Raw genomic sequence first — 13,189 nt, 5'->3', positions numbered from 1 at the left:
CAAATGGCTTTTAACTAAAAAATATCTTATGTGTGGAATAGTTGGTTACATTGGTCATAGAGATGCCTACCCGGTTATTATTAAAGGCTTGCAAAGACTCGAATATCGAGGTTACGATAGTGCAGGGGTAACCCTTTTTGATGGAGAAGATATCCATCTTGCCAAAACCAAGGGAAAGGTAGAGGATTTAAAGAGCAAAGTAGAGACCTCCATTCCCACAAATGGGAAATTAGGTTTGGGGCATACACGATGGGCTACCCATGGAATCCCTAACGATGTAAACTCTCATCCACATTACTCCAATTCGGGAGATTTGGTGATTATACACAATGGGATCATAGAAAACTATGAGTCCATTAAGCAAGCACTCATAAAAAGAGGATACACCTTTGAGTCGGATACAGATACTGAAGTACTTGTAAATCTAATAGAAGAAGTTAAGAACAAGGAAGATGTTAAGCTGGGCAAAGCCGTTCAAATAGCATTGAACCAAGTTGTTGGGGCATACGCTATAGCAGTTTTCGATAAAAATAAACCAGATGAGATCGTGGTTGCCAAGTTAGGTAGCCCCCTTGCCATCGGAATAGGTGAAAACGAATATTTTATTGCTTCTGACGCATCACCTTTTATAGAGTTCACCAATAATGCCGTTTATCTGGAAGATGAGGAAATGGCCATCGTAAGAATTGGCAAGGAAATCAAGCTTCGCAAGATAAAGGATGATGCCATTGCCTACCCGAACATTTTGGAGCTTCAGCTTAACCTGGAAGAGATAGAAAAAGGCGGGTACGATCATTTTATGCTCAAGGAAATATATGAACAACCCAAGGCTATTATGGATACCTACAGAGGACGTTTGTTGGCCGACAAGGGTATTATAAAAATGGCAGGGATTGATCAAAATCTGGAAAAATTCTTAAATGCCAATAGAATCATTATTGTTGCCTGTGGTACTTCTTGGCATGCTGGACTTGTAGCTGAATATATCTTTGAAGATATGGCTAGGATTCCTGTGGAGGTAGAATATGCCTCGGAATTTAGATATAGAAACCCGGTAATTACAGAAAATGATGTTTTGATAGCTATTTCCCAATCAGGAGAAACGGCAGATACTCTTGCAGCTATTAAACTGGCCAAAGAAAGGGGGGCATTTGTATTTGGAGTTTGTAATGTGGTGGGTTCATCCATAGCAAGGGAAACACATGCGGGTGCCTATACCCATGCCGGACCGGAAATTGGAGTGGCATCGACCAAAGCGTTTACAACACAGATTACGGTTTTAACCTTGATAGCCTTAAAATTGGCGCAAGAAAAAGGAACATTGTCCCAATCTAAATATCAAGAATTTTTGGCGGAGCTGGAAGCTGTCCCTACCAAAGTGGAAAAGGCATTGTTGTCCAATACTTTGGTTGAGGGAATATCCGAGACCTACAAAGATTCATCCAATTGCTTATACTTGGGAAGAGGATATAATTTCCCGGTAGCTTTGGAAGGAGCGCTAAAGTTAAAGGAAATAAGCTATATCCATGCAGAGGGTTATCCAGCTGCTGAGATGAAACACGGACCCATTGCGCTGATTGATGAGCAAATGCCTGTGGTTGTAATTGCAACTAAAAAAGGACATTACGAAAAAGTGGTCAGTAACATCCAAGAAATAAAATCAAGAAAAGGTAGAATCATTGCTGTGGTAACAGAAGGAGATGAAACCGTAAAAGAGTTGGCGGATCATGTAATCGAGGTTCCGGATACTTCGGAAAGTCTTTCTCCTTTATTGACAACAATTCCATTACAATTGTTATCCTACCATATCGCAGTAATGAGAGGTTGTAATGTAGATCAACCGAGAAACTTGGCAAAGTCGGTTACGGTAGAATAATGATATACAAAACATATAATTGAACAAAAAAGGCACCAGTTTTGGTGCCTTTTTTGTTGAAAACATATATTTGAATAGGATTTTTTATCAAAAAAGTATTATGCATGCATAATTTTTTTCAATTTTGTATAATTGAAATAAAAAAAAATGTATCTTCCCGACTGATACTTAACATGCGCAAAAACTAAATTAACTCTAATCCATAGCAAATGAAAAAACTTATGTTTGTTTCCCTAATGCTGTTGGGTTTGGCAACCTATGGTCAGACCACCGTACAGGGAAAGGTAGTTGATGAAAATAATGAGCCCATACCAGGAGCAAACGTTGTATTGGTGGGCAAAGCAGAAGGGACCACTACGGACTTTGATGGAAATTTCACCTTTAACACTGATGAGGAGCCCCCGTTCCAGCTTGAATTTTCCAGCATTGGTTTCTCTAATTTCACAGCCAATGTGACTTCAAATAATCAAACGCTTACCATAACACTTTCGGAAGCCAATACCATGTTGGACGAAATTGTGATTTCAGCGTCAAGAACGCCGGAGCGTATTTTTGAATCTCCCGTATCGGTTGAAAGATTTGGATTGAGAGAAATCAAAAATACTACGGCAGAATCTTTTTATGGCGGACTTCAAAATTTGAAAGGTGTTGATATTAATACAAACAGTTTAACGTTTCAATCCATAAATACAAGGGGTTTTGCAACCTTTGCCAACAACAGGTTTTTGCAGTTGGTAGATGGTATGGACAATACCGCGCCCGGACTTAACTTCGTGTTAGGTAACCTTGTGGGGATGTCCGAACTGGATGTGCAGAGTGTAGAGATCCTGCCAGGAGCTTCATCCGCTTTGTACGGTGCAGGTGCCTTTAACGGTATTTTGTTCATGACCAGTAAAAACCCATTCGATTTCCAAGGGATAAGTGCTTACGCCAAAGGTGGGGTAACTACACAAGATGCCGCTGGAAGCAACTTTTACAAAGATTTTGGTGTTCGTGCCGCCCATGCCTTTAGCGATAAGTTGGCCGTTAAAGCAAATTTATCTGTTTTAACAGGTGAGGATTGGCATGCCAACAGCCGAGTGGATTTAAACAATCCTGGAGCTGACCGTTCCAACCCAGGCTATGATGGATTAAACGTATACGGGGATGAGGTCGCTACAACATTGGATTTTGATGCTGCCGCAGGATTTCCATCTGGAACAGTTGGTTCTGCTTTTATATCTAGAACAGGGTATGATGAAGCGGATTTGGCCAACTATAATGCAGAAAGTGTTAAGGCAGATTTTGCATTGCACTACAGGCCATTTGCAAATGACCTCGAAGTTATCCTTAATAGCAGAATAGGTAGAGGTACCACGATCTATCAAGGAGCCAACCGTTATGCCGTAGCTGGGTTTACCATGCAGCAACATAGGTTGGAAATCAAAAACGATAACTTTTTTGTCAGAGGATACATTGTCTCTGAAAACTCAGGAGATGCTTATGATACCCGTTTTGCAGCAATTAATGTGAATAGGGCTTGGAAATCCGATACACAATGGTTTACTGATTATGCTAGTGCTTATATCCCAACCTATTTGGGAGGAATTCAGGGAGCAGGACTTTCTCCAGAACAGGCTTCTGCCCAAGCCCACATTGCTGGTAGACAAGCAGCAGACCAAGGAAGGTTGGTTCCTGGAACGCCCGGATTCGAAAGGGCCTTTAACACCGTAATAAACAATGGGGATTTGACCACTGGAGCCAAATTTATTGATAAGACCAAGTTCCGTCATGTAAACGGTAACTACAATATAGCTCACCTTATCGATGATTGGGCAGATATTCAAATAGGAGGTTCTTTTAGGGAATATGAGTTGAACTCGCAGGGAACCATCTTTACCGATATTGATGGTCCGATCAAATACAACGAATACGGAGCGTACCTTCAAGTACAAAAGAAATTTCTCGACGATCGTTTGAAATTCACAGGTTCTGCCCGTTATGATAAAAATGAATTTTTTGATGGATTTGTATCTCCCAGAGTTTCATTTGCCTATACCTTGGGTGAAGAAAGAAACCATAACCTAAGGGTTTCGGTTCAACAAGGATTTAGAAACCCGACCACCCAAGATTTGTTTATTGGCTTGAATGCAGGACGTGCCATTTTGGTAGGTTCGGCACCTGATAACCTAGATAGGGACGTGCGTACATTTAATGTTAGTGAAAGCGGACAAGCCCTTATCGGACAATCCACTGTGCAACTAGTGGGTCGCGATGCCTACGAAAATGCATATTCGACAAGCTCTTTGCAAGCTGGAGCACCTCAAGCAGTAAATACGCCCTTGGTACAGCCTGAAGAGATAACAGCTTATGAGGCTGGGTATAGAGCTCAATTAGGTAGGTTCACAGTTGATTTAAGTGGTTATTACAATAGTTACACTAATTTCTTGGCCAATACAACTACTGCAGTTCCATTTTATGGAGAAGCTGGGGATGGAGGTCTATCGTTGTTGGCATTGCAGAATGGAGATTATCAAGTATATCAAACATATACCAACTCGGAAGCTGAAATTAACTCTTATGGTGGTACAGTTGGTGTGGACACCAAAATTGGAAACTTTGATTTAGGAGTGAACTACACCTTTGCAGAATTGGATATAGATGAAGGTAAATATCCAGATGTAAGAACAAACTTTAATACACCAAAGCATAAGGTTAAGGCTTCCTTTGGAAATACGGCCCTGTTTAAAAACTTTGGTTTTAACGTAAACTACCGATGGAGCGATAGCTATTTCTGGGAGGCTTCTTTTGCTGACGGAGAGATTCCTGCGTACACCGTATTGGATGCCCAGATCAACTATTCGGTTCCTTCCATCAAGTCTGTTTTCAAGGCAGGTGGTTCCAACCTATTGGGAGATGAGTACTACACAGCAATAGGAACTGGTTTTATTGGTTCCATCTACTATTTGTCTTGGACCATAAATCCTTAAACAACAGTAAATAAGAAAAAGTAAAGGCGTTGGGAAATCCAACGCCTTTTTTCTTTAAAAAAAACTGAAAATCGGTTTCTGAATAAGAATGTAAAAGCATATCTTTGCAGCCGAAAAAATAGCGGTTAGTTTCCGCGTATTCAATTAAAAATAAACGTACTAATGTCTAAAGTAACAGGTAAGGTTGCCCAAATTATAGGCCCGGTCATTGATGTTGAGTTTGAATCAGGGGTAGAGATCCCAAGAATTTATGACTCCCTTGAAATTGCAAAAGCTGATGGCTCAAGATTGGTTTTGGAAGTACAATCACACATTGGTGAGAATACCGTAAGAACCATTTCTATGGACTCTACCGATGGATTGAGTAGAGGTGTAGAGGTAGTAGCTACCGGAAATCCAATTCAAATGCCAATTGGCGAGGATGTTTACGGACGTCTGTTCAATGTAATCGGTGATGCCATCGATGGTTTGGAGGAATTGCCTAAAACTGGAGACAATGGACTTCCCATTCACAGGGAAGCACCAAAATTTGAAGATCTTTCCACTTCCACTGAGGTACTTTTCACAGGTATAAAAGTAATTGATCTTATCGAGCCTTACGCAAAAGGGGGTAAGATTGGATTGTTCGGTGGTGCCGGGGTAGGTAAAACCGTATTGATTCAGGAGTTGATCAACAACATTGCAAAAGGTCACGGTGGTTTGTCCGTGTTCGCAGGTGTTGGAGAGCGTACCCGTGAAGGAAACGATTTGCTTCGTGAGATGTTGGAGTCCGGTATTATAAAATACGGTGATGATTTCTTGCACTCCATGGAAGAAGGAGGATGGGACTTGTCCAAAGTAGATAAAAAAGCAATGAAGGAATCCAAAGCTACCTTCGTGTTCGGTCAGATGAACGAACCACCAGGAGCACGTGCCCGTGTGGCATTATCTGGATTGACCATTGCAGAATATTTCCGTGATGGATCGGGAGAAGGACAGGGAAAAGACGTTCTTTTCTTCGTGGATAACATTTTCCGTTTTACACAGGCAGGTTCCGAGGTGTCCGCACTATTGGGCCGTATGCCATCTGCGGTAGGTTATCAACCAACATTGGCAACAGAAATGGGTGCCATGCAAGAAAGAATTACATCAACAAAAAGAGGTTCCATTACTTCTGTCCAAGCGGTTTACGTACCTGCGGATGACTTGACGGATCCTGCACCAGCGACAACATTTGCTCACTTGGATGCAACTACCGTTCTTTCCCGTAAAATTGCCGAGTTGGGTATTTATCCTGCGGTAGATCCTTTGGATTCGACTTCCAGGATTTTGACTCCTGAGATTTTGGGTAAAGAACATTACGATTGTGCACAACGTGTAAAAGAGTTGTTGCAGCGCTATAAAGAGCTTCAGGATATTATTGCCATCTTGGGTATGGAGGAACTTTCTGAAGAAGATAAATTGGCCGTTGGTAGAGCAAGACGTGTACAGCGTTTCTTGTCTCAACCTTTCCACGTAGCAGAGCAGTTTACAGGTATTCCTGGGGTTTTGGTTGATATCAAAGAGACCATCAAAGGATTTAACATGATCATGGACGGTGAACTAGATCACTTGCCAGAGTCTGCCTTTAACCTTAAAGGAACCATTGAGGAAGCAATCGAGGCTGGAGAGAAAATGTTGGCCGAAGCATAATGTATTTCTGCGAAAGCAGGAACCCATTATTAATTAAGTCAAAATTAAAAGATTCCCGTTTACGCGGGAATGACAAGAGAAGATATGTATTTAGAAATAGTATCACCCGAAGCCACTTTATTTTCAGGCGACGTAACCTCGGTTACTGTGCCAGGAGTAAATGGCGAGTTCCAGATGTTGGAGAACCACGCGCCTATCGTGTCCCTATTGCAAGCTGGAAACGTTAAAGTGAAAGGTAACATCACCATTGACGAGGATTTTGCCGATAAGTTTTCCAAAGGAAACAATGGAGAGACCGTTTTGGCGATAACAAGTGGTACAGTGGAGATGAAAGACAATAAAATAATCGTCCTAGCCGATTAAAATAAATGAATTCATTCACAAAAGGGCCGCTCCAATGGAGCGGCCCTTTTTTATTTCAGCAAAATTACATGCCATTCCTTTTCACCTGAACGGTATACGGTCAATGTTTCAAAACCAATGGAAGCATGCGCTGCCAAAGATCTTTTGTTCTTACCATCTACTTCTGTAATGATCGTATCAAAACTTTAGGGCAATTTCTCCTTCATGGTTTGATACAGCTTTCGGAAAATACCCTGTCCCCGATGACTTTTGGCCACACAAATTTGTCCCATCGCCATATAGTTTAACTTACCTTCTAGAATTTTATCAATTTCTCGGAACATAGGACGCAGCACTTCAATAAACTCCGCAAATTTGGGGTGCATGCAAAGGGCGTAACCCACAACTTGATTTTTATCAACAGCGATAATATGTCCACACGCTTCGTTCATGGCTTTGAGCACATCCAACGTGTGTTCCACGGTTACAAAACCCTCTTTTGTGCTTTCTTCTTCAGTTATGTTCTTAGGTAAATTACGTTGCTGAAGATCCAGAATTTGTTCTAGCTCTTCTAGGGTTTCCGCTTGTTTGTAACGCACCATTTATTCCACCTTAAGCCATTCTTTTCGCTGTTCGAGCATCTTTCCTGATGGTTTTTGATCCTTATCTTCCATCAAACTAAAAGCATAATCCGGACTTGGTGTTAAAACCATTTCTGTGGTCTTTTCCGTTCCGTACCTCTTGAATTTTACCTGTAAAGCTTCTCCCAAGTTGAATTGCCCCAGGTAATCATCAAAAGATTGCTCTTCTGCAAAAGGTTTGTCATTGATGCTCAGAATCATATCTCCATTATCCAGACCGGCCTTGTAAGCAGGGCTATCCATTTTCGTGTTTCTGAGAATCATATAACCAGATTTATCGGCACTCATAGATACATAGGCTCCGAAATAGGGAGAGGCCTTTGGTTGTTCCAAAACCACGCCCACCGACGCCATCAGCGACTTGTAATCGGGCATACCACTTTTATAAATGTAATTGTTGAAGAAATCATCCCCGAAAGTATCCCCTGCATATTCTTTTAATGCATCGTGAAGATTTTGAATGGTATAGGGAGTTTCCGCCGCTCCATATTTCTTCCAGATGAGCTTCATGAAATCATCCAGGTTCAATCCATTTTCACGAAGGGATAGGTCTAAAGCCAAGCCCAGAACACTTCCGTAGGAGTAATAGGAAATAAACATATTATCCCGGTTTACTGGGTCCACCGAGGTGGCCGCATCCACAAAGGGTGCTTGAAAGCTCATTTCAATCGGGTTGAAAAATTGTCGTGCAGGAGAGTTCCAAACATAATTGAATGTTCCTGCCAGTCCTTCAACGTAATCTTTCGGTGTGGAAAGTCCGGCTCTGCATAAAATCAGTCCGGTGTAGTAGCTTGTAAAGCCTTCGGCAAACCAAAGTGCCCCGCTCATATTGGCAGCTTCAAAATCAAAGGGCTCCAACGTTTTGGGGCGAATACGTTCTACATTCCACGCATGAAAAAATTCGTGCGATACCGTACCGATATTGCGTTCCATTCCTCCATTGGCCAAACTGCGGGTACTGGTCAAAATCGTAGAATTACGGTGCTCCATACCATCGCCAGAGGCATTTGGAATGTAGCAGGCCAAGAAGGTGTAGTTTCCATAATCAAAATCAGGCAGTTCGTCATAGACCTCCTTTTCGGCCAGCACCACTTTTTTTACTTTTTCAAAATATTCATCGGCTTCCGCTTCTGTGCCATTGTGATGCAGTGCAAGATTGATGGTTTTCCCATCTACCTCAAAAGAACGAAGCATAAAATTGCTGATTTCCGTTGGGCTGTCCATAAAATAATAGAGGTTCGGAGCTGAATACGTGGTGCCCGAGACCAAAGGAAGTTGCGTAGCCACTTTCCAATCCAAATCTTCGCGAACGTCAAAAGTCACTTCTATTTTACGCTCGTTCAACTCAGGAGCGAACATAAAGGTTGCGGGAATATTCAGGTGCGCATGTGTTTCGTCCACTTGGGAGTAGGTTCCCCCACCACGATTGGCAAACAAAATGTATTTGATATTGATGGTTCCATCGTGTCCGCTAACTTTCCAGGCGTAAGGATTCGGGCGGGTAACGGTTAAAACGTTTCCTTTACTGTCCGTAGCTTCAAAACCATAAACGTTCTTGGCAAATTCGTGAAGGGCATACCGTCCGGGAGAAGTCCTGCTCATTCTGAATTCCACAGTATCTGAAGTTAAATCGGGAAAATTACCTTCAATAACCGCCTCGTGATGTACGGCGTTGTCAAAAGAAATTTGATACGTATTGGTTTGGGCAGTAATAAACAACCCTGTGAACAGTGCTAAAAAGGAAAAGATAAATTTCATTTTTGGAATAGGTTTAAGAACGACTAAGATACTGTTTAATCACCGTAAGTGCTACATTTGTGTTATGGAGATATTTCCCAAAAAGTTATCTGATAGGCTATCACAAAGATTGAAGGTCAATGCCTTGCACAGTCTGCCGGAATCAAAACCTTTGGTAAATTTTTCCTCCAATGATTGTTTAGGATTGTCCAAGAATCAGCAATTGGAGCAAAGCACTTTGGATTTGCTCAAAAAATATATGAAAGCATGAAAACCGAATTTTATACATTGGGCACCTTTGAGTTTCCTGCAGATGCCGTAGTGATCAAAGGAAAATTGGAAGCAGAGGGCATCCCTGTTTTTTTAAGGGACGAGGCCACCATTAATTCCGACCCACTGATCAGTGCAGCATTGGGGGGAGTTAAGCTTCAGGTGTATTCAACAGATAAGGAAAAAGCCAAGGAAATTTTTGATGAAGTTCGTAACTACGCTACCGATGAGTTCGGCAATCCAGTGGTCTGCCCAAATTGTAAGGCCACCAAATCGGAAATTTATTATTCCAGAAGCAGTGTCTTCTATAAACTGTTTCCTTTTTTTGAGCCCAGAAAGTATCAATGCATGCAATGCAATTTTATTACAAGACCCTCTAGATAAAATTATTTGTTATAGCCAGATCATTAGTTCCCTTGAGCGATACCGACACTATTTGGGAAGTATCAATCACACCTTATTGACGATTGAAAAACTTAAGCAAAAGAATTTTGAAATCGATATTATTTTTAGTGGTGATGAATACCGCACCACTTAAGAAATCATTCTAACCGTTGGTAGATAAGTCCTCTCCCCACGCTAGCTTCCAAAATGTAGTGCTTTTCTAGGTACTCATCAATGTAGGTGTTGTAATTCACTAGTTTTTTATCAAAGATTTCTTTTCCTTTTCTGGCTACTAGAGTTTTGGGTTGGATAACCTCCATAATGTATCGGAGTTCTTCCATACCTGTTTCTCTTGGGTTATCCATGTATGGGAATAATTCCTCACGGGTAATGTTACTAGGGTGTGTTGCTGCTTTTGTAGGAGGTGTTTCATCAAGGACCCAATATCCAATATGGTATTCGGTAAAAAAGATATTCTTGGTCTCAAGACCATGTTCAGTAATGTAGGCTGGCACTTCAATGCCCTCACCGTTGAAAAAGGTCCCCTTCTTTATTTTATTTGATATGATATTGCCATATTCCAGATAAGATTCCATGGGAATTAAAACAAGGAGGATAACAATTACCGGTATATATTTTTTTTGAATAGGTGGAAGCTTGGCCACGGCTATTCCTAAAGGTATCAGAATAAAAGGGTATAACTGAATAAGATAATGCCCGTTTACTTTACCAGCCTGCATAAAGGATAATAAGATACCCATAATTACTACCGATAATATTTGAAGCTTTTTGTCTTTCCAATCAATTATTTTCAGCGTAAACCCGGTAATCAACAGGCCTAAAATGATGATGGCGAAAGGCAAGGTCTTTAGTGGCGAGTGGAACTTTCCTTCGGAATAGGCCAAGGGCGCTTCAAAAATAGACTCCCACCAAATTTGTAGATCTCCTTGGAGATAATATGGCAATACGATAAAGGCAATGGTCATAAAAAAGCCTAAGCCCATAAAAACTAAGTTTTTAATGTTCTTCCAAGCATGGTTTTCATAAAATCCTTGCCATAAAAAGTAGAATCCTATAAATAAAACAGGATAGGCCATGTTCAGTTTCGTCATAACTGATAATCCCAAGAGGAGGCCAGAAGTAAAGAACCACTTTGGGTCATTCTTCAAAAACAGAATATAGAGTCCGGCAACAAAAAAGAACGTGCAAATATGTTCCGACATTACCCCTTGCAGGCTCCCGAACAGGCTTTGGAAAAAGACGCAGAAAATGCCTACCCAAAGGGCAATTTTTTTGGAAGTGATCTTTGTAGCGATACCATAGGTGAACAAACTGGTAATGGCCACCATAAAGGCACCAAAAAAACGAATGGCAAAAAAGCTTTTTCCAAAAATTTTGATAATAATGGCAAAATAAAGAAAGGTAATCGGGGGTTTCAAGTCCCAAAGTTGGGTGTAGGGCAAATGCCCGTTTACCCAAGACTGTCCCATCAGGATAAAAGTGCTCTCATCACGATCTACATAATCCCTAAAAAAGAACGGAAAACGGATAAAGACCGAGAGCACGACCAAAATAAAGAGGACCGTTTTCCAGTCCAGATCTTCATACCTTAAGGAACGTAATTTTTTAAGCACGACGGTATTCAGCTTTTTGGTCATTGATTATCATCTTTGCAATATAGATAAATTTGAATGTTTAAAGAGACCGTTTTTAAATGGTCTCTTTTTATTTTAATCAGCTAACAACTGTAGGTACGCTTGTTTTAACTTTTCAATTACGATTTTAAGTTCCACCTCATTTAAATTCCCATAACCAAAACGAATGGCGCAGGTATTTTTATCTTGATAGAGAATGGTTTTTGGTAGGAATAAATCCAGTTTTTCCGCTTCTTCGGCTAGTTTTAACAAGGATATAGGGTTTTTAAATCGCAACCACATAGCAAGCCCTCCAGAAGGTATTTGCCAATCAAGTACGTTGTCAAAATATTCATTTAAAAAAGCGCATAAAGCATCTCTACGTTGTTTGTAGGTTACTATATTCTTTTTCTTGAGCCGGTATATTTCGCCTTCGGATATCAGTTCCGAAAGCATTTGTTCCTGTATGAGGTCTCCTTGGGTATCCAATAATTGCAAGTAATTATTGGCTTCGGTAATTATCTGTTCTGGCGCCACGACAAACCCAGTATGAAAACTTGGAAATAAAGACTGCCCCAGTTTACCCAAGTAAATAATATTCCCATTGGCATCTGCACTTGCCATGGGCAACATGGAAGACCCTTCAAACTGAAAATCATGGTCAAAATCGTCCTCAATTATGGCAAAACCATGCGTTTTGGCCAATTCCAATAATTGCAGTCTTCTTTTGGTGCTCAATGTTGTGGTTGTAGGATAGTCCCTATTGGAGCAAACATAGATACAACGAATGTGCTCATGTATAAAATGCTTCTTTATATAACCAATATCCAATCCCTCATCATCTACAGGTACTGTTTTTATTTTTGCCCCAGCTTGTTGAAATATCATGTTGGCCACATAATTACTTAGTTGTCCAACCAGCACCAAATCGCTTGGGTTAATTAATACCTGCGAAACAATATACAGACTCATTTCCGTACTGCGGGTATTCAATAAATTGGTTGGTTTTATATGGAAGCCCCTGGTGGCATTTAGGTAGTTGCAAAGTTGCGTGCTAAAAACAGAAGGAATCAAAGCATTGGTTCTATTCCATTTGTTGATTAATGGCTTTCTTTTCATTGCAGCACTATACCACCGAGAAAATTGGTGCACGGGATGTAACCTTAAATCGGGCTTACCATCACTTATAGAATATTTGGCAGTGGTCTCCTTTTTGGTAGAAGCTAGATTAAAAGATTGTTGGAACGGGAATCCTGGAATTTTTGGATACTCGTAAACTTGATTGATATGCTGTGTGGTTGCTTTGATTTTTACTTTGGAATCTTCTGGAACTAACACAAAAGTTCCCTTGTTGGGTATGATGTTTACCCAACCTTGCGAGGACAATTCATCATAGATGGCCACAGCTGTATTGCGATGAACGTTCAACAACTTACTTAAAACCCGTGTTCCAGGTAATTTGCTGCCTTTTTCCAAATAGCCACGTTGAATGGCGTTCATGATTTGTTGTGCCACTTGTACATATGCAGGCTGAACAATAGATCTGTCTACAGATACTAGCTGGACCAACAAATCAAAAACCGGACTATTCATTGTTTTAAAACTGGACTAGTTTAATCGTCCGGAAAGTTAGGACTTTTGCAGCATATAATGAATTGACTTAAA

9 protein-coding genes are annotated in these 13,189 nt (G+C 40.8%); 5 read left to right on the top strand and 4 right to left on the bottom strand.

What is annotated here, in order from left to right:
- Positions 1-28: 28 nt before the first annotated feature.
- The 4 genes from glmS (at position 29) to J0X13_RS08910 (ending at position 6,879) form a co-directional block, all read left to right on the top strand.
- Positions 29-1,876 carry a glutamine--fructose-6-phosphate transaminase (isomerizing) gene (gene glmS, locus J0X13_RS08925; protein WP_207071099.1) on the top strand — a complete coding sequence of 616 codons (1,848 nt, stop codon included), beginning with the start codon at positions 29-31 and terminating at the stop codon, positions 1,874-1,876.
- A 209-nt stretch (positions 1,877-2,085) separates the two neighbouring features.
- Positions 2,086-4,845: a TonB-dependent receptor gene (locus tag J0X13_RS08920; RefSeq protein WP_207071098.1), complete on the top strand. Its 2,760-nt coding sequence runs from the start codon at positions 2,086-2,088 to the stop codon at positions 4,843-4,845.
- A gap of 162 nt (positions 4,846-5,007) precedes the next feature.
- Positions 5,008-6,516: a F0F1 ATP synthase subunit beta gene (atpD, locus tag J0X13_RS08915; protein WP_207028196.1), complete on the top strand. Its 1,509-nt coding sequence runs from the start codon at positions 5,008-5,010 to the stop codon at positions 6,514-6,516.
- Positions 6,517-6,600: 84 nt separating this feature from the next.
- Complete coding sequence (locus J0X13_RS08910; protein ID WP_207028194.1) at positions 6,601-6,879, top strand: F0F1 ATP synthase subunit delta/epsilon; 279 nt, start codon at positions 6,601-6,603, stop codon at positions 6,877-6,879.
- Positions 6,880-7,064: 185 nt separating this feature from the next.
- Here the strand turns inward: J0X13_RS08910 and J0X13_RS08905 are convergent, their stop codons facing one another.
- Both J0X13_RS08905 and J0X13_RS08900 read right to left on the bottom strand, forming a co-directional pair.
- Positions 7,065-7,460 carry a GNAT family N-acetyltransferase gene (locus J0X13_RS08905; RefSeq protein ID WP_242535689.1) on the bottom strand — a complete coding sequence of 132 codons (396 nt, stop codon included), beginning with the start codon at positions 7,458-7,460 and terminating at the stop codon, positions 7,065-7,067.
- The gene (locus tag J0X13_RS08900) at positions 7,461-9,257 is read right to left on the bottom strand and encodes a M61 family metallopeptidase (RefSeq protein WP_207071097.1); all 1,797 of its coding nucleotides are present in this window, start codon (positions 9,255-9,257) and stop codon (positions 7,461-7,463) included.
- Positions 9,258-9,503: 246 nt separating this feature from the next.
- On the opposite strand from J0X13_RS08900, the gene J0X13_RS08895 reads away from it, so the two are divergent.
- Positions 9,504-9,890: a putative signal transducing protein gene (locus J0X13_RS08895; protein ID WP_207071096.1), complete on the top strand. Its 387-nt coding sequence runs from the start codon at positions 9,504-9,506 to the stop codon at positions 9,888-9,890.
- Positions 9,891-10,048: 158 nt separating this feature from the next.
- On the opposite strand, the gene J0X13_RS08890 is transcribed toward J0X13_RS08895, so the two are convergent.
- Together J0X13_RS08890 and J0X13_RS08885 are read right to left on the bottom strand one after the other, a co-directional pair.
- On the bottom strand, positions 10,049-11,548 hold the full coding sequence (locus J0X13_RS08890; protein ID WP_207071095.1) for an ArnT family glycosyltransferase: 1,500 nt from the start codon (positions 11,546-11,548) through the stop codon (positions 10,049-10,051).
- Positions 11,549-11,620: 72 nt separating this feature from the next.
- Entirely contained in the window at positions 11,621-13,117 is a 1,497-nt protein-coding gene (locus J0X13_RS08885; protein WP_207071094.1) for an aminotransferase-like domain-containing protein, read from the bottom strand.
- Positions 13,118-13,189 lie beyond the last annotated feature (72 nt).

Source organism: [Muricauda] lutisoli (nom. illeg.) (genome assembly GCF_017313105.1).
In the GTDB taxonomy this organism is placed as follows: Bacteria; Bacteroidota; Bacteroidia; order Flavobacteriales; family Flavobacteriaceae; genus Flagellimonas; species Flagellimonas lutisoli.
The sequence above is the reverse complement of the archived record's forward strand: the minus strand, read 5'-3'. Positions and strand labels throughout refer to the sequence as shown.